Source organism: Lactobacillus porci (assembly GCF_009695985.1).
GTDB classification, from domain to species: Bacteria; Bacillota; Bacilli; order Lactobacillales; family Lactobacillaceae; genus Lactobacillus; species Lactobacillus absianus.
In genome coordinates this window covers 1-15835 of record NZ_VUMX01000034.1, presented here as the reverse complement: position 1 = coordinate 15835, position 15835 = coordinate 1, and the positions used below count along the sequence as shown (strand labels likewise).

Here is a 15835-nt window from a genome sequence, read left to right as displayed (position 1 = left end):
AACGGTCTTCAAAACAGACTGAGCCATTTGGGATCTGAGGCTGAACTTCTGTCGCAAGTCGGAGTAGAGTGCTTTGTTCAGCTTTGCCTGGCGGAGTTCAAAGTCATGCTCAAAAACATATTGGGATGCGAAGTTGCATCCCTGTCTGTAAATTTCCATGCTGTCTGCTAAGGCTTTAGCGGCATCAGAGCTAGGCGCTTTGATGTGAGTTTTAATGGTCAAAGAAATTTCCATTGGTCATGCCTCTTTTCACTAAATATATTATAATACCAAACTGGTGAAAACGGCCACTGGAATACTAATTATCTAAAGAATTTAGAAAGGAGAAAGGCGCGCTCCCCCCTCGATTGAAATCGAAGGTTTCCGCGCGCCACATATTCTATGAAAGTTGGTTTTATTGGATTAGGTAACATGGGCGGCGCGATCGCCAAGGCCGTAGCCAAGGTTGACGGCGTGGACCTGCTTTTGTCAAGCCACAACCCGGTCAAGGCCGGCAAGCTGCAGAAAGAAATTGGCGGCGAGCTGGCCAGCAATCAGGAAGTCGCCGCCAAGAGCGACGTGGTCTTTTTGGGCGTCAAGCCTTATCAAGTTGGCGCGGTCATCAGCGACTTGGGTAGCGCTGTCGACAATCATGCCCTCTGGATCTCCATGGCCACTGGCGTGGCTTTGAGTGACCTGGCCCAGCTTTTGCCAGGCCATGACCTGGTCCGCATGATGCCCAACACCCCGGTCGCCATTGGCGAAGGGATGACCAGCTTCACGGCCAAGAGCGCTGAAGGCCGTGACCTGTTCAAGCGGCTGCTGGCCAAGTCAGGCCAAGTCGTGGAAATTCCTGAAAGCCTGATGGACGCGGCTACAGCCGTGGCCGGCTGCGGACCAGCCTTCGTCTACCAGTTCATCGAAGCCATGGGTGATGCCGGCGTGCAAAACGGCCTCAGCCGCCAGGATGCCATCGAAATGGCCGCGCAAACCGTTCTTGGCAGCGCCAAGATGGTCTTGTCCACCGGCCAGCACCCCGCCCAGCTCCGCGACGCCGTCACCTCACCAGGCGGCTCAACGATCGCCGGCGTGGTTGCCCTTGAAAGAGACGGCTTCCGCTACGCCACGATCGATGCCATCAACAGCGCCTTGAAGAGAAACCAGGAATTGGGTTAAAATAAACAGGCGTATCAAAGAAAAAACAAGATCTATCGATCATCTACGTTCACAATCAAACATACACCAATATACGCGCAAAAAGAGCTCCAGCTAGATGCTGGAGCTCTTTTGCTATGGTCTCATTCAGCGGATGCCGCTGATCCAGAAATTGTAGGCCAGATACAAGGCTGCAGCTAAAAAGTCCAGCAGGCAGGCCAGCAGGATTGCCGCCAGCGGCCGGTACTTCTTGGCCAGGTAGTAGTTGGCCTCTTCAAACAGGATGAGCAGCCAGGGAATGACCAGCAGATCGCCCAGTTCCGCCTTTTTGCTCCAAGGCGCGGCCAGGGTGACCAGGGCCAGGATGCCCAGCAGCAGGTACCTGCCCTGCTTGCGGTATTTCTCGTACCATTTTTTCATGCGATGAATCCTGCCTCACTATCAAAGCGCTACATCAAGCGCTCGTCGTAAATGGCCCGCTTGCCGCCAACGTACTTTGGCCGGCGGCGGGCACAGATGATGTTTGCCTCGCCAATCTTGTCCATGGAGATCCGCAGCGGCACGACGACCGGGTGAATGTGCATCCCGATCAAAGTCCCGCCAATGTCGATTCCGGCTTCAGCGCGGGCATGAATGTCCTCAACCAAGACCGCGTCAGCCATCTTCTGGTAGGCTACGGTCGCGAAAGCCCCGCCAGCGTGGTTGGGCTGGGGAATGGCGTTGACCTGCTCCAGGTCATACTTTTCCATGGCTGCCCGCTTGACGACCAAAGCCCGGTTCAAGTGCTCGCAGCACTGCGCCGCCAGGTAGATGCCCTTGGCGTCAAGCACCTTGCTGATGCCGTTATACAAGGCTTCTGCCACGTCCGTGCTGGTATTGGTCCCGATCGTCTCCCCCAATACCTCGCTGGATGAGCAGCCAACGACAAACATTTGGCCCGCCTTGATCCGGGAAGCTTCAACGATTTCCCGGGTGGCTTTTTCCGCTTGCTTGGAAATTTCATTTAAATCCATACATAAGCCTCCATTCAAAGATAAAATTGTTTCCGTGTCTTTATTCTAATACAAATCAGCAAAAAGTCGGATAAATGCGGGCAATTTAGCATTTTCCCCGCCTGCTCCCGCGAAAAATGCTAAAATCAGGGGCAAACATCACGAAAAAAAGATCAATCTTTGGAGTAAACAATGCAAAAAGACCGAACTTTTGTCAGAATCACTTTTTACTTCGTGGTGGCCTCAATGGCCATCTCCTTATGCAGCACAGCCTGGAAGATCTTGATCGGTCACCAGGGCAAGTACAGCCTGGTCGCCGCGGAAGTGGCCGCCGGCCTCTTGCTGGTGCTCGTTCCGGCCTTCTTAAGCCGGATCTTCCGCTTCCAGCTGCCGACCTTCCTCTATTTCTTCTTTATGGCCTTCATCTACTGTGCCATCTACCTGGGAGACGCCTACCGCTTCTACTACATCCCCTACTGGGACAAGTTCCTCCACCTGATCAGCGGCGCCCTCTTGCTGGGCTTGGGCTTTGCCGTCCTGGGTCTTTTGCAGAAGCAGCCCGGCCGCCTCTCGCCCGCCTTTCTCTGCCTCTATGGGATCGCCTTTGCCGTCTTCTGCGGGGTCTTATGGGAATTCTATGAATTCAGCGTCGACAGCTTCTTTGCCATGAACCTGCAGCGCTACGCCGCCAAGGGCCGGGACCTACCCGGACGGGCAGCCTTGATGGACACTATGGGTGACCTCTTTGCTGATGCTGCCGGCAGCGCCCTCTTCAGCCTTTACGCTTACTGGCGCTTGAAAAAGGATCCCGCCTGGCTGACCAGCTTCTTCTTCAAAAAGAGCTGAAACAAGCAAATCAATCCAGTTCAAAAGCCTAAATCGTCCGCTTGACCGCGGCCAAGAGCGCTTTTTGCGACATGTCCTTATGACGGAGACTGTCAAGGACGTGCCGGTCAATCGTGCCCTTAGTCAGCAAATGGTGGATGATGACGGGCTTTTTTTGTCCCTGCCGGTAAAGGCGGCCGTTCATCTGCTGGTACTGCTCCAAACTCCAAGGCAGGGTAAACCAGACCAATGTATGACCGCCCTCTTGCAGGTTCAATCCCGCCCCCGCGCTGGCCGGCTGGACCAGCATGACCGGAAGCTTGCCGGCATTCCATTTTCTGACCATGGCCGGACTGCCGTCAAACACGACCGCCTCCTGGTCATTTTTGGCATAATAAGCCAGCAGGCGCTTGGCATCCGACTTGAAATGATAGGCCACCAGGCATGGCGAAGGCGTGTTGCTCGTGATATAGAAGCAACGCGCCAGTTTTTCGTCAAAAATCGTGTCGTAATTGACCCCATCCTCTTCATAAATGGCCCCGGTCGCCAATTGCAGCAGGCGGCCAGCCAGCACGGCAGCGTTCTCAGCCGTGATCTCCTGCCCGCCCGTCAATTGGACCAGCTGGTCTTCTTTCAGTTCCTGGTAGACCTTCCGGGCCCGCGGCGGCATTTCGACCGTGTCTTCCACTTGGGTCAGCGGCGGCAGCTTGATAGTCGAGTTCTTCATAGAGATGACGATGTCGTCGATCTTCCGGTAGATCTCCTGCTCGCTACCCGGTATGATCTTCCATTGCACTGGGTGATTGTTCACGATCATCCCCGGCTTAAAATACTTTTCCCGGTAGGCGGTGATCGATTTTTCCAGCCGCTGGCCCTGGTCCAGCAGGTAGATCTGCGACCACAGGTCTTCAAGCGAGTTTGGCGCCGGGGTGCCCGTCAGCTCAATGATCCGGTCAATCTTGGGCCGCACCCGCCGCAGCGCCTTAAACCTTTTGGCGGTGGGCGACTTAAAGGACTGGGACTCATCGATGACGACGGTCTTGAAGACCCAAGGACAGTTCTCAACCAGGTTGACGACCATTTCCCGGTTGATGAAGTACATCTGCCAATCCTTCTTCATGGCCTTTTTGACCGCGTCCTGGTAGAGCTCGCCGCGCTTTTTCGGAGTCAGGTTGCGGCCTTGCTCATCAACCACGAAGGACTGGGTCTTAAAAGGCAGTTGCCACTTGGCAAGCTCATCCTGCCAGGTCGAGCGGGCGATGGCTTTGGGCGCGATGACCAGGATGTGGCCGGACATCCCCTTTTGCCGCAGCTCCTGCAAGGCCGCCAGCGTGGTCAAGGTCTTCCCTAAGCCGATGTCCAAAAAGATCCCGCAATACGGGTGCTCAATGATGAAGTTCATCGCGTAGACCTGGTAGTCGTGCAGCGGGATCTCCGTGTCATTGACCAGCATCTTGACGTCGACCGGCTTAGGCTGAAAGGCGGCTTGGGCGGGCTGATCAGCCTGCTCCAGCACCACCCCGGTCAAGTTGAAGCCTTTTTCCGTCGTCGTCAGGTTCAAGGTGACCTCGCTTCCGGCCTTGATTTCTCCTTGGCCAAAGAGCTGCTTCAAGCGTCTGCCCTCGTTTTTGGCGACCCAGGGCAAGATGCCGGCATTGGCCTCGCCCGTAAAGAAGTTCCCAGCCTGCAAGTCCTGGGGATCAGGACGAAAAAGGGTCCTGACCGCGGCCTCGCCGGCCGTCTGCTCTGCCCCCTTGGCCAGCACGAAAGCCTGGCTGATCGTCAAAAAGGCATAAGGGCGGGCATGGACCGGCAAACCCTGCTGTTTTTCCAAAGCCTGCAGCCGGGCCAGCTCCTCGCCCATGACGAAATTGGCCAGATGGCTCTTGACCACCCGCCCGTGGACCTTGACGCTCTCTCCTGGTCTGATCTTCGTCATTGCTTGCTCCTTTCAGTCCTGATTTTTTGTCAAAATAATGCTTCCATTTAAGTATATCAAAGCTGGCAAGCAGACCCAAAAACCAGTGCCCTGCCGTGTTTTTACCACATTCGATTGCCCAAATCAAAAAACGCTCATCTAAATTAGATGAGCGTCCTAAGGCCTTTCCCAAGTTAATGTCTTAACTTACGATTCTGGCCTTTTTAAATTAATAGAAGCGGTAGTACTTCTTGGTATCCACGTGAATTGGACCATGGGTCAGGTATTCGCTGAACATCTGCACGTAGTCCTTGTCCAAGGTAAATTCGATCTTGTCCATGCTGTATTCTGGATAAAAGCCGCCGCCGTTGGCCCGGTAGTTGTTGACGGCCAGGTGGTAGACCTTGTCGTCATCCAGCGGCTGGCCATGCAAGAGCAGCTTGGTCAGGCGCTGGCCTTCTGGCTTGGAGAGATCGGCCTCGTATTCCAGCGGGTAGAAGACGTCAAAATGATACAGCTCCGGCTTTGGCTTGATGTAGCGGTCGATAAAGTGGATTGACCCGTCTGCATCCTTGCGCAGGAAGGTCGCGGTATGCTCCACGATATGGCGCAGCTGCTTGCCGGTCAGCTTGACCCGAACCAATTGGTTGGCATATGGATAGTTGAGCAGGATATCCCGCATCGTCACCGTCTTGCCAAAGCCCTTGGCCCGGTCGTTCATGACGGCCGTGGCTGAGACGTCAGCATCAGTAAAGTAGAGCTGCATCTGCTGGAGGAGGTTGATGAAGGGCGCTCCTTCGATTCTCCCCTTGTTGGCGTCGGCAATTGGCGCCGGCTCGTCCAGCTGGGCGATTGGCTGGTCCAGCCAGGCTTGGGTGGCCTGGTCCAGCGGCTTGACGATCTTGACGATCTCTGGGTCTGATTCATAGTCCTTGGTATCGATCAGTTTGCTGTCCACGCTGTTGATCTTGACCCCATCAGCGGTCTTGTCCAGGTCGAAGACGACCTCGGCAATGGCTTCGCCCCGGTAGCCTGGCTGCACGCATGGCTTGCCGTCCTTGATCACGTTCAGGCGCCGGTGCTGGTGGCCTGTCAGCATGACGTCCACCTCCGGAATCTCAGTCAGGATCCGGTAGCCTTCGTTTTCCCCGTTGTGCGGCTCAGTTGCCTTGCCCGTCTCCAAGTCGCTTTCAAAGCCGCCGTGGTAAAGGACGGCCAAGAGATCAACCTGGGGCTTGATGATCTTGGCAAAACGCTTGATCTGGTCAAAAGCCGACTTGAAATCCAGGCCCTTGATCCGGTCAGCTGCTTCCCAGTGGGGGATGTACTGGGTCGTAATTCCCAAGACGCCGACCTTGACGCCGTCCCGTTCAAGAATCACGTAGTCCCGGCCAAGGCTTGGCACCTGGGTCGCTTGGTCAAGGATGTTGCAGTTGACGAAGGGAGCCTTGTTGTTGTCCACGTAGTAGGCTTGGTAGTCCTGGCCAAAGTTGAAGTCGTGGTTGCCCAGGCAACGGACGTCATAGCCGACCGCGTTGTAGGCCGCCGTGAAGCGGGCCAGGTTGTCCAGGTTCTTGGAGCCGTGAGCATAGGCAGCCAGCGGCGACCCCTGCAGGCAGTCGCCGGCATCAGTTACGATGACGTGGTCTTCCCCCCACTTGGCCTTCTCAGACTTGATGGCACTGGCCACGCGGCTTAAGCCGAATGGCGCGTCATATTCGCCATCGTTTTGGTAGTCCGTTGGCAAAAGATAGCCGTGCGTGTCGCTAGAGTGCAAAAACACTAATTTCATTTTCCCTATTCCTCGATCCTTGCTCGAATTTTTTGCATAAAAAAAGACACCAGAAATACAGGTGTCTTTTGATTAGTCGTTATCGCTAGCGTTGTTTTCGTTCAACACTTGACGACCCTTGTAGTAGCCCTTTGGGGATACGCGGTGGCTCAAGCGGTATTCGCCAGTAGTTGCATCGTAGTGCATTGCTGGGACGCTGAGCTTCAAGTGAGCGCGACGTGAACGTTTCTTTTGCTTAGAAGTATGTCTTGCAGGAACTGCCATTTATAACTGATCTCCTTTATTGTAGAATCACGGTACCAGGTCCTTGACCTGAAATACTCAAGTAATTAAATAATACTATTGTCAAACAAATAAATCAAGGAAAACATGGGTGATTTATTTGCGGGACGCAAATTGCAGGGAAAGATAGTCCCCAATCGTCGGGAACAAGCCATAAAGCTTGGCGGCTGCCGCCAGGCTCAGCGGCAGGTTGAGCTCGCGCTTGTTGCTGCCGAAGTAGTGAACCACCTGCCAGGCCACGTCATCTGGGTCCAAAACGAATTCTTGCACGTTCTTCAGGTATTCCCCTGACTGGTCGGCAACATTGAAGAAGTTGGTGTAGACCGGGCCTGGGTTAACCGTCATCACCTTGACTCCAAATGGCTTGAGTTCCAGGCGCAAGACGTTGGAGAACTGGATGACGGCTGCCTTGGCGGCGCTGTAGGCCGCGGACTTGACCGTCGGCACCTTGCCGGCGATTGAGCCGAAGTTGACGATCTGGCCGCTTCGCTGGTCCATCATCACCCGGCCAACCAGGCGCGTCAAGTACATCAAGCCCAAGACGTCGACTTGGAACATGTTGGCCGCGTCAGCCATGTCGCTGTCCATGAAGCTGGCAAATTTCCCAAAGCCAGCCGCGTTGACCAGGTAGTCAATGTGGCTGACCGACTTGACGATTTTCTGGAAGCTGGCCTCGATTTGGTCCGCGTCCCCCAGGTCAGTCGCAAAGGCAAAGGCCTCCGAGCCGGACAGCTCTCTGGCCTCAGCCGCGATCTCGGCCAGCTTCTCCTGGCGGCGGGCCAGGAGGATCAGGGTTGCCCCTCTCCCGGCGCTTTCCAGGGCAATGGACCGGCCAATGCCGGAACTGGCCCCGGTCACCACGACAACTTTGTTGCGTAAAGAATCACTCATTTTTACTCGCTAACCTTTCATTGGAATTACAAAACAGTCTAAATCTTTGGCGAGCGTCGTCTTTGGGAAGATCTTGCGCGCTTGGCTGACCATTTGGCTGGCCAGCGGTCCCACATAGCGGGCTGAGACGTGCGTCAGGTAAAGCTGCCCTACCTGGCAGGCACGCGCTGTCTCAGCCGCTTGAACACAGGTTGAGTGGTAGTATTCACGGGCCAGCTTGCTCTCACTGGCATCGAAAGTCGCCTCGTGAACCAAGACGTCAGCCTGGTCGGCCAACTGGCGGATGGCTGGCGTTGAACGGGTATCATAGATAATCGTGACTACCCGTCCCTGCTTGGCCGGACCCAGGAAGTCCTTGCCGTTTAAGACCGTTCCATCTGCCAGGGCCACTTGTTCGCCCCTCTTTAGTTTACCAAGCAATGGCCCATTTGGCACGTGAAATTCGGCCAATTTGTCCATTAAAAGCTCGCCTGGCCGGCTGGGCTCAACTACCCTGAAGCCCCAGCTGTCGATGCGGTGGTCCAGTTTTTCGGTATAGACCTCAAACCCATTCTCGCTGAAGAGCTTGCCGCCTTTTTCAAGAGTGACGAACTTGATTGGGTAGGAGATCTTGCTTTTGGAAATCCGCAAAGCCGTCCGCACGAACTGCTCGATTCCCGCTGGCCCATAGATGGTCAACGGACCGACGTCTCCTTGAAAAGAGCGCGTCGACAAGAGGCCCGGCAGACCAAAGATGTGGTCGCCGTGGTTGTGCGAAATAAAAATCTTTGTCACTTTGCGCAAGCGGATATTGGTCCGCAGGATTTGGTGCTGGGTCGCTTCCCCGCAGTCAAAGAGCCAAATCTCATTCAGTTCGTCCAGCAGCTTCAAGGCCAGGCTGGACACGTTGCGCAGCTTTGAAGGCTGGCCCGAGCATGTTCCCAAAAATTCAAGTTCCATTTAATCCCTATTCTTCTTTTAATAAAAACTATCCGACAAAAATGTCAGATAGCTGCTTGCCTTTTTAATTCAGCCTAGCCGTTTTCGCAGATGTGCTTGACGACATAGGCACTGTAGTAGTTTTGCCCCAGATCGTTGGGGTGGGTCTTGTCCCCGTAGAACCAGTCAGGATGACTGGCTGAATGCCCGTACCAGTCGATGACCTTGAAGTTCTTGTATTTCTTGGCCTCCTGCTGGAGCTGGTCGTTGACCTGATTTTGCCAAGAGCGGGTTGGCACGTGCACGCTGATCCAGAACAGCTGGCGCTTAGGGCCAATGATCTGCATGATCTGCTTGACCTCTCCGTCAGTGAAAGGACCGTTGGTCCCCAGGCCAATCAAGACCTTTTGCTGGAGCTCGCCCTTTTGGGCATATTCCTGCAAAAGCGAAATCGCCGTGTCGGCCTGTCTGGAGACAGCCGCGTCAATGATGGCGTTGGGCATCAATTTGTGCAAAAGGTCGCTTGAAGAAGCCATTACGGAGTCGCCAACCGCCGTGACGCCAAGCTTTTGTGCGATCTGCAGGTCATTTTGAGAAATCCCGTACTTTTCAAACTCGCGGTTGACCGGCTTGGCAAACTTCTTTGACTTGGACTTGCTTTTAGCAGACTTGGCACTGGCTTGCTTCTGGCTGGCAGCCGCTTTTTGGGCCTGCTGTTTCTTCAAGTCCGCGATTGCCTTGCGGTTCATTTCCGCCTGCTTCTTGGAGTTGCTGTTGATGGTCTTAAAGAGCTGGGTATCCTTGGTATTGTCCGCCTTAACGAAAGGCGAAGCCAGAATGCCGACTGTCCCTAAGACGAAGCAAAGGGTGAAGCAAGCCGTCAGGCCGCGGGAGCGGTAATTCTTGTTGGACTTGTCCACCATGGCCTTCAAGTGCCCAGGCACGCTGGCCCAGGCAAAATCCTTGGCCGGCCGCTCAACCAGCCGGAAGGCTGCTTCGCTCACCAGCATGATCAAGGCCAATTCCGTCAGCCGGTAGGCCAGGACATGGTCCGCCAGGTTGGTCACCTTGTCTTCAAAAAAGATCATGACCGGGAACTGGTAGAGGTAGATCTCATAGCTTCTGGACCCAATCCAGTTGAAGACCGGGTTGGTCAGCAGGCCGTTCCAGATGCCGACTGGCGCCGCGATTACCGCGGCGAAGATCGTCGTCAAAATGCTGAAGAGGAACATCCCCCCGTAGTAAGGAAAGGCCGTCTGGGCGTTCATGAGCGGGCTGAACATCAACACCAGCATTCCGCCCAAAGCCGCAAACCCGGTCCAGTTCAAGATGCGGGCATCAGCCTGGTCAAAGCGGCCGTCCAGCTCCTCAAAGGGCCAGAGGAGGGCCAAGGCGGCCCCCAGGCCCAAGGAGAAGAAGCGGGTATCCGTCCCGTAGTAGATCCGGCTGGTGTCAACGCCCGGCTTAAAGAGCAGGGCCATTTCCAGGCCAGAGACAACCGACAGGCCGAGCAGAATCCAGAAGATGGTCCGCCGCTTTTTGAAGCGGCTGCACAAGACCGCCATCAGCAAAGGCCAAAGCAGGTAAAACTGCCAGTCAATGGAGATCGTCCACAAGTGCGTGAACGGAGACTCATTGTTGGCAAAGCGCTGGAAGTAGCTTTGCCCGTTGAAGATCTGCCACCAGTTATAGACGCCCAGCAGGTTGGTCAGAATGATCTGCCAGAGCTTGCTGAGCAGATTTCTCTGGAAGAGGACAATATAGGCCGCCGTTCCCCACAACACGGCGAAAAGCGGTGGATAGATCCGCTTGAAGCGTCGCTGGTAGAAGGCCTTGACGTCAAAATAGCCCTGCCTCCTGACCGCGGCCATGATCTGGTCAGTCACCAGATAGCCCGTCAAGATCAGGAAAACGGGCACGCCCAGGTAGCCGCCGCCGAAGCGGTTGGGGTCTAAGTGGTACAGGATGACCCCAATTACGGCTAAGGCACGCAGGCCAGCATAGCCAGTAATATACCTTTTTTTCATTTCTATCGCCTTTAGCTGTTTCTTTCTCTATATTTTAGATAATCTTTTCTTCTCTATCCTGGCAATCAGCTGACGAATTCGAAGCTGAAGTCCCCAATGTAGACGTCATCGCCGTCAACGGCCCCCTTGGCCCGCAGCTCGTCGTCAACGCCCAGTTTCTTCAGCTTCCGGGCCAGCCGCATTACTCCGTCTTGGTGGTCCAGATTGGTCATGGCAACCAGGCGCTCCAGTTCTTCGCCGTGGATTTCAAATTCGTGTTCGCCCAGTCTTTCGATGCTGAAGGACAGCTTCTCAGGCTTGCGGTACTTGTAGGTCTTGGTCTTGACTGGCTCTTCTGCTGCCTGCTTGGCCTCTTCCTCAGCCTGCTGCTCGGCTACTTCGGCAACCAGGCTGGCCGTAGCGGACATCAGCTGGTCCAGCCCCTGGTGGGTGACTGAGGACAGCTCATAGACCCGGCTCTTGATTCCGTGCTCGGCTAAATCCTGCTTGAACTGGGCCAGCTTCTCGTCAGCACCTGGAATGTCCATTTGGCTGGCCACGATCAGCTCGCGCTTCTTGGACAGGTCGGCTTCTGAGTAGTGGGCCAATTCGCTCAAGATGGTCTCATAGTCCTCAAAGGCATCCCGGCCATTGTTTGGATCCATGGAGACCATGTGCAGGATGACCTTGGTCCGTTCAACGTGGCGCAGGAACTGAATCCCCAGCCCAACCCCCTGGCTGGCCCCCTTGATCAGGCCTGGCAGGTCGGCCATGGAGAAGTCCCGGCCGTCTGGCAGGATGACCATGCCCAGGTTTGGCTTCAAGGTCGTGAACTGGTAGGCCGCGATCTTTGGCTTGGCCTTGGTGACGACTGACAGCAAGGTTGACTTGCCAACTGATGGGAAGCCAACCAGGCCGACGTCAGCCAGGACCTTCAATTCCAGGCGCAGGGTCCGGAATTCGCCCGGCTCGCCGTTTTCAGCAATTTCCGGCGCGGTATTGACGCTGGTGGCAAAGTGGATGTTGCCCCGGCCGCCCCGGCCGCCCTTGGCCACGACCAGTTCCTGGCCCGGCTTGACCAAGTCGCCGATCAATTCGCCCGTGAAAAAGTCATAAACCGTGGTCCCGACCGGCACTTTCAAGCGCAGGTCCTTGGCTGCCTTGCCGTATTGGGCCTTGATCCGCCCGTCTTCGCCCGGCTGGGCCTTGAACTTTCTCCGGTAGCGGAAGTCCATCAGGGTCCGCAGGCCGCTGTCAGCGACAAAAATGATGGAGCCGCCCCGGCCCCCGTCGCCGCCGGCTGGGCCGCCGTTAGGCATGAACTTTTCATGGCGGAAGGCCACCATGCCATCGCCGCCCTTGCCGGCTTGCACTTCGATTTTGGTTTGATCAACAAAAGTTGATGGTGTTGGCATAATTTAGTTACCTATTCTTTCTCTGTGTCGTAATATCGCTAATTAACAATGATAAGCTATTTTTTCCCTTAGCTAAAGGGCAATTACAGGGAAATTTTGACCGCCTGCGCTTGCGGCAGGGTCAAGCCCGCCTGGCGCAAGTCCTCAATTGAGGCTTCCTTGATCTTCTTCAAGGAGCCAAACTCCCGCAGGAGCTTGGTCCGGGTCTTGGGCCCAATGCCCTTGATTGAATCCAGCCGGCTGACCAGGGAGTTCTTGGCATGGGTCTGCCGGTGGAAGGTGATCGCGAAGCGGTGAACCTCATCCTGGATTCTGGTCATCAGGTAGAAGCCCTCGGATTTTGGATCCATCGGGATCAGCTTGAAAGGCTGGCCGTTGAACGGATCCCCGTAAAGCAGGTGATTGGTCCGGTGCTTGTCGTCCTTGACCATCCCAGCAACCGGGATGTCCAGATTGAGCTCGTTTCTGAGGACGTCCTCGCAGGCTTCAACCTGGATTTGCCCCCCGTCCATCAGGATCAGGTCCGGCAGACGCTTGTGTTCTTTAAGCAGGCGCGAGTAGCGGCGGCGGACGACCTCGCGGGTGTTGCCCACTTCGTCGGCCGCATTCTGGTGCTCGATCTCGCCCTTTAGCTTGTACTTGCGGTAGCCGGTCTTATATGGCTCCCCGTCCTTAAAGACGACCAGGGCGGACACGGGGTCAGCCCCTTGAATATGGGAGTGGTCAAAGCTTTCAATGAAGGGACCGTACTTCAAGCCCAAGGCCTGGAAGATTTCCTCCTGGGCTCCCTTGGTCTTGCGGTTGCCCAATTCCAGCAAGCGGAACTTGTCGTCCAGCTTCAGCTTGGCATTGTCTTTGGCCATCTTCATCAAGTCCGCCTTCAGCCCCCTTTGCGGGCTTCTGACGGCAAGGCCGATGGCGGCGGACAGGCTGGCGTTGTCCAAGCCCTGGGGCACTAGAACCTCTTTGGGCTTGACCCGGTTCTTTTGCCCGTAAAACTGGGCAATAAAGGACATGAACTCGTCTTCCGGATCCGTCTCGTCAGTCAAAGGAAACATGTGGGATTCACGCCTGAGCAGCTTGGCCTGGCGCAAGAAGAAGACCTGGATGGAGATCCAGGAGCGGTCGGCATAGTAGTTGAAAATGTCGCGCTGGGTGGAGTCGTTGGAGATGATCTTCTGCTTTTCCACCGTTTCCTCGATATACTTGATCTGATCGCGGATCTCAGCCGCCCGCTCAAATTCCAAGTTGGCGCTGGCCTGGACCATTTTTTCGGTCAGGCTCTTCTTGATCTCTTGGATATCTCCGTTCAAAAATTTCTTGATTTTCTTGATCTGGGCCGCATACTCAGCTTGGGGCACTTGGCGCCAGCAGGCCCCCAGGCACTGGCCCATGTGGTAGTAAAGGCATGGCCGGCCCGTATAGCCCGTGCAGTGGCGCAGGGGAAAGACCTTCTGGATGAACTTCAAAGTCGCCTGGGCGGCGTAGACGTTGGGATAAGGGCCAAAATAATATCCCTTGTCCTTGCGCACGATGGAGGTCAGCTTGGTCTGGGGGTCCCGTTCATTGGTGATTTCGATGTACGGATAGCCCGTCCCGTTTTTCAGGGCAACGTTATAGTAGGGCTGGTACTTCTTGATCAGGGTAATTTCCAGCAAAAAGGCTTCCTTATCTGAGCCGACGACGATGATGTCATAGTCGGCAATGTTCTTGACCAGCTCTGCCCGCCGCCCGACCTGGGTGCTCTTGAAATAAGAGCGGACCCGGTTCTTCAGGTTCTTGGACTTGCCCACGTAGATTACGGCGCCGTTGACGTCCTTCATCAAATAGCAGCCCGGCTTTTCTGGCAGGAGCTTGAGCTTGTTTTCGATCAATTGGCTAGCCACGGAAAATTCCCCTTCCTAATAATGTTTAATGATCACCGCAGGCAATTTTACCATGAAACTGGACGACTTTACATATTTCCGCTCTTGTAAGCGGCTTTTTTTATGGAAAAGCAAGATTTCCTGCTGACAGGGAAGGGCTTTCAAGGTTATAATGATAAAATATTATAATCTTTTATCATTATTTAAGAAAAGGTGGAAATATTGTCTATGCATCTGTTTAGAAAAGAGCATGCCCAAAACCTGCTGGCCGAAGACCAGCACTTTGAGCGCTCGCTGACGGCCAGAGACCTGATTGCCCTGGGAATTGGGGCCGTCATCGGGACTGGGATCTTCATCCTGCCAGGGACGGCCGCAGCTACTGAGGCCGGTCCGGGGATTGCCCTCTCCTTCCTGCTCGCGGCCGTGGTCTGCATCCTTTCGGCCATGTGCTACGCCGAATTTGCGTCAGCCATTCCCGTAGCCGGTTCAGCCTACTCCTATGGGAACATCGTCTATGGGGAAATCGTCGGCTGGATCCTGGGCTGGGCTCTGATCCTGGAATACATGCTGGCCGTGGCGGCTGGCGCTGCCGGCTTCTCCAGCTACTTCCAATCCTTTATCAAGCCCTTTGGCCTGCACTTGCCAGCCAGCATCTCCGGGCCAATGGACCTGGGTCACGGCGTCTACTTTGACATCGTGGCCATCTCGGCCGTCTTGATCGTCTGCTTCCTGCTCTCAAGAGGGATGCGGACCTCGGTCAAGATCAACAACGTGGCCGTCCTGGTCAAGGTAGCGATCGTCATTCTTTTCATCGTGGTCGGCTGTTTCTTTATCAAGCCAGCCAACTACCACCCCTTCCTCCCTTACAAGGTGAGCGGGGTCATCAAGGGGGCCACGACGGTCTTCTTTGCCTACCTGGGCTTTGACGCGGTTTCCGCGTCAGCGGCTGAAGTCAAGAACCCCCAGGAAAACATGCCCAAAGGGATCATCGGCACCTTGAGCATCGTGTCCATCTTGTACATGCTGGTTGCTTTAGTCTTGACCGGGATGGTCAAGTACACCAAGCTGGACGTGGCCAACCCGGTGGCCTTTGCCCTGCAGCTGGTCCACCAGGACTGGCTGGCCGAGCTCTTGTCAATCGGCATTCTGCTGGGGATGGCAACGATGATGATCACCATGATCTACTCCAGCTCCCGTCTGGTCTACGCCATGGCGCGGGATGGCCTTTTGCCCCATTTCTTTGCCAAGCTGGACGACAAGCACAACAGCCCTCAGCGGGCGCTTTGGACGGTCGGAACCATCATCGCCGTTTCCGGCGGGATTTTCTCCGTCAACCAACTGGCCAACCTGGTCAACTTCGGGACCCTTTTGGCCTTTACCTTCGTTTCCTTTGGCGTCCTTCTGCTCAGAAGAAGAAGCGACTTAAAGAACGACGGCTACAAGGTGCCAGGCTATCCAGTCGTCCCAATTCTGTCAGGCGCGGCTTCCATCTTCATGCTCTGCCACCTGTCCAAGGAAATGTGGACTGTGGCCGGAATCTGGTTCGTCATCGGCCTGCTCATCTACTTTGCCTACGGCTACTGGCACAGCCAGCTGCAGGAAAAGTAGCCAACATTTATCTGCTTTTCAATGATCTTGTTCGGATACTGGACAAGATCATTATTTTTTAGGGTTCAGTATAAAAACTTGTGTAAACGGCTGTGAGATTTAGGATGCCTTTCGGGATATTTCCATTAATCGCAGAAAGAAGTATTCATCATCTGGATACCCATAACCCTTACGTCTCTCAGTCTTGAT

Annotated in this window: 13 protein-coding genes and 1 pseudogene; 3 read left to right on the top strand and 11 right to left on the bottom strand. The window is 55.0% G+C overall.

Annotated elements, in window-relative coordinates:
- Window positions 1-234 (bottom strand): annotated as a pseudogene (locus FYJ62_RS09250) (RNA-guided endonuclease TnpB family protein); the annotation flags it as partial.
- A gap of 147 nt (window positions 235-381) precedes the next feature.
- Here FYJ62_RS09250 and proC point away from each other — a divergent pair.
- A complete protein-coding gene (gene proC, locus FYJ62_RS09245) occupies window positions 382-1155 on the top strand; it encodes a pyrroline-5-carboxylate reductase (RefSeq protein WP_154549398.1) in 774 nt (257 codons plus the stop codon).
- Between the two features lie 126 nt (window positions 1156-1281).
- Here proC and FYJ62_RS09240 read toward each other — a convergent pair whose 3' ends face one another.
- A complete protein-coding gene (locus FYJ62_RS09240; protein WP_154549397.1) occupies window positions 1282-1554 on the bottom strand; it encodes a hypothetical protein in 273 nt (90 codons plus the stop codon).
- A gap of 29 nt (window positions 1555-1583) precedes the next feature.
- Window positions 1584-2147 carry a TIGR01440 family protein gene (locus FYJ62_RS09235; protein ID WP_154549396.1) on the bottom strand — a complete coding sequence of 188 codons (564 nt, stop codon included), beginning with the start codon at window positions 2145-2147 and terminating at the stop codon, window positions 1584-1586.
- Between the two features lie 171 nt (window positions 2148-2318).
- Here FYJ62_RS09235 and FYJ62_RS09230 point away from each other — a divergent pair, with 171 nt between their 5' ends.
- The gene (locus FYJ62_RS09230) at window positions 2319-2972 is read left to right on the top strand and encodes a hypothetical protein (RefSeq protein WP_154549395.1); all 654 of its coding nucleotides are present in this window, start codon (window positions 2319-2321) and stop codon (window positions 2970-2972) included.
- A 28-nt stretch (window positions 2973-3000) separates the two neighbouring features.
- Here FYJ62_RS09230 and FYJ62_RS09225 read toward each other — a convergent pair whose 3' ends face one another.
- The 8 genes from FYJ62_RS09225 to uvrC all read right to left on the bottom strand — a co-directional run bounded on the left by FYJ62_RS09225 (window position 3001) and on the right by uvrC (window position 14059).
- Window positions 3001-4890 carry an SNF2-related protein gene (locus FYJ62_RS09225; RefSeq protein WP_154549394.1) on the bottom strand — a complete coding sequence of 630 codons (1890 nt, stop codon included), beginning with the start codon at window positions 4888-4890 and terminating at the stop codon, window positions 3001-3003.
- 208 nt (window positions 4891-5098) lie between these two features.
- Entirely contained in the window at window positions 5099-6661 is a 1563-nt protein-coding gene (locus tag FYJ62_RS09220; RefSeq protein WP_154549393.1) for a bifunctional metallophosphatase/5'-nucleotidase, read from the bottom strand.
- A gap of 72 nt (window positions 6662-6733) precedes the next feature.
- Window positions 6734-6925, bottom strand: a complete 192-nt coding sequence (gene rpmF, locus FYJ62_RS09215) for a 50S ribosomal protein L32 (protein ID WP_154549392.1) — start codon at window positions 6923-6925, stop codon at window positions 6734-6736.
- Between the two features lie 114 nt (window positions 6926-7039).
- Window positions 7040-7834, bottom strand: a complete 795-nt coding sequence (locus tag FYJ62_RS09210; RefSeq protein WP_154549391.1) for an SDR family NAD(P)-dependent oxidoreductase — start codon at window positions 7832-7834, stop codon at window positions 7040-7042.
- A gap of 9 nt (window positions 7835-7843) precedes the next feature.
- Window positions 7844-8773 carry a ribonuclease Z gene (rnz, locus tag FYJ62_RS09205; RefSeq protein WP_154549390.1) on the bottom strand — a complete coding sequence of 310 codons (930 nt, stop codon included), beginning with the start codon at window positions 8771-8773 and terminating at the stop codon, window positions 7844-7846.
- 74 nt (window positions 8774-8847) lie between these two features.
- Entirely contained in the window at window positions 8848-10779 is a 1932-nt protein-coding gene (locus FYJ62_RS09200; protein ID WP_154549389.1) for an acyltransferase family protein, read from the bottom strand.
- Window positions 10780-10844: 65 nt separating this feature from the next.
- Complete coding sequence (obgE, locus tag FYJ62_RS09195) at window positions 10845-12173, bottom strand: GTPase ObgE (RefSeq protein ID WP_154549388.1); 1329 nt, start codon at window positions 12171-12173, stop codon at window positions 10845-10847.
- A gap of 83 nt (window positions 12174-12256) precedes the next feature.
- The gene (gene uvrC, locus FYJ62_RS09190) at window positions 12257-14059 is read right to left on the bottom strand and encodes an excinuclease ABC subunit UvrC (RefSeq protein ID WP_206989104.1); all 1803 of its coding nucleotides are present in this window, start codon (window positions 14057-14059) and stop codon (window positions 12257-12259) included.
- 207 nt (window positions 14060-14266) lie between these two features.
- On the opposite strand from uvrC, the gene FYJ62_RS09185 reads away from it, so the two are divergent.
- A complete protein-coding gene (locus tag FYJ62_RS09185) occupies window positions 14267-15646 on the top strand; it encodes an APC family permease (RefSeq protein ID WP_407657305.1) in 1380 nt (459 codons plus the stop codon).
- The last annotated feature ends 189 nt before the right edge of the window (window positions 15647-15835 follow it).

Excerpts from the sequence above, each read along its gene's own strand:
- proC (WP_154549398.1), top strand. The coding sequence starts at position 382 with ATGAAAGTTGGTTTTATTGGATTAGGTAACATGGGCGGCGCGATCGCC.
- FYJ62_RS09240 (WP_154549397.1), bottom strand. The coding sequence starts at position 1,554 with ATGAAAAAATGGTACGAGAAATACCGCAAGCAGGGCAGGTACCTGCTG.
- FYJ62_RS09235 (WP_154549396.1), bottom strand. The coding sequence starts at position 2,147 with ATGGATTTAAATGAAATTTCCAAGCAAGCGGAAAAAGCCACCCGGGAA.
- FYJ62_RS09230 (WP_154549395.1), top strand. The coding sequence starts at position 2,319 with ATGCAAAAAGACCGAACTTTTGTCAGAATCACTTTTTACTTCGTGGTG.
- FYJ62_RS09225 (WP_154549394.1), bottom strand. The coding sequence starts at position 4,890 with ATGACGAAGATCAGACCAGGAGAGAGCGTCAAGGTCCACGGGCGGGTG.
- FYJ62_RS09220 (WP_154549393.1), bottom strand. The coding sequence starts at position 6,661 with ATGAAATTAGTGTTTTTGCACTCTAGCGACACGCACGGCTATCTTTTG.
- rpmF (WP_154549392.1), bottom strand. The coding sequence starts at position 6,925 with ATGGCAGTTCCTGCAAGACATACTTCTAAGCAAAAGAAACGTTCACGT.
- FYJ62_RS09210 (WP_154549391.1), bottom strand. The coding sequence starts at position 7,834 with ATGAGTGATTCTTTACGCAACAAAGTTGTCGTGGTGACCGGGGCCAGT.
- rnz (WP_154549390.1), bottom strand. The coding sequence starts at position 8,773 with ATGGAACTTGAATTTTTGGGAACATGCTCGGGCCAGCCTTCAAAGCTG.
- FYJ62_RS09200 (WP_154549389.1), bottom strand. The coding sequence starts at position 10,779 with ATGAAAAAAAGGTATATTACTGGCTATGCTGGCCTGCGTGCCTTAGCC.
- obgE (WP_154549388.1), bottom strand. The coding sequence starts at position 12,173 with ATGCCAACACCATCAACTTTTGTTGATCAAACCAAAATCGAAGTGCAA.
- FYJ62_RS09185 (WP_407657305.1), top strand. The coding sequence starts at position 14,267 with ATGCATCTGTTTAGAAAAGAGCATGCCCAAAACCTGCTGGCCGAAGAC.